Below are 385 nucleotides of genomic sequence, written 5' to 3'. Positions count from 1 at the left end.
AGTCGTCGAGCGTTTCGGCTTCGAAGTCGCGATGCGACAGCAGCATCACGATACCGAACGCGCCGAGCGTGGTGATCAGGTAGACGATGCTGTAGAACATGGCCGAGCTGTATGCGCTGGCCGCGCCCGTCGCCTTGTTGTCGACGATGCCGGCGAGCAGGCCGAGCAGCACGAAGCCCATGTTCGAGATGGCCGAGTACGCGAGCATGCGCTTGACGTTGCGCTGGACGATACCCGTGATGTTGCCGACGATCATCGACAGCGCCGCCAGGATGATCAGCATTTGCTGCCAGTCTACGGCCAGCGGCAGCAGACCCATGACCAGGAAACGCACCGCCCAGGCGAACGCCGCGACCTTCGGGCCGCCGCCGGACAGCAGCGACAT

Annotated in this window: 1 protein-coding gene; it reads right to left on the bottom strand. The window is 63.9% G+C overall.

Annotation, left to right across the window (positions count from 1 at the left end):
• Positions 1-385, bottom strand: a 385-nt coding sequence (locus SB751_RS28450; RefSeq protein WP_410748844.1) for a proton-conducting transporter membrane subunit, incomplete at both ends; no start/stop codon positions are given.

It is taken from the genome of Cupriavidus sp. SIMBA_020 (assembly GCF_046535395.1).
Lineage (GTDB): Bacteria > Pseudomonadota > Gammaproteobacteria > Burkholderiales > Burkholderiaceae > Cupriavidus > Cupriavidus campinensis.
The sequence above is the reverse complement of the archived record's forward strand: the minus strand, read 5'-3'. Positions and strand labels throughout refer to the sequence as shown.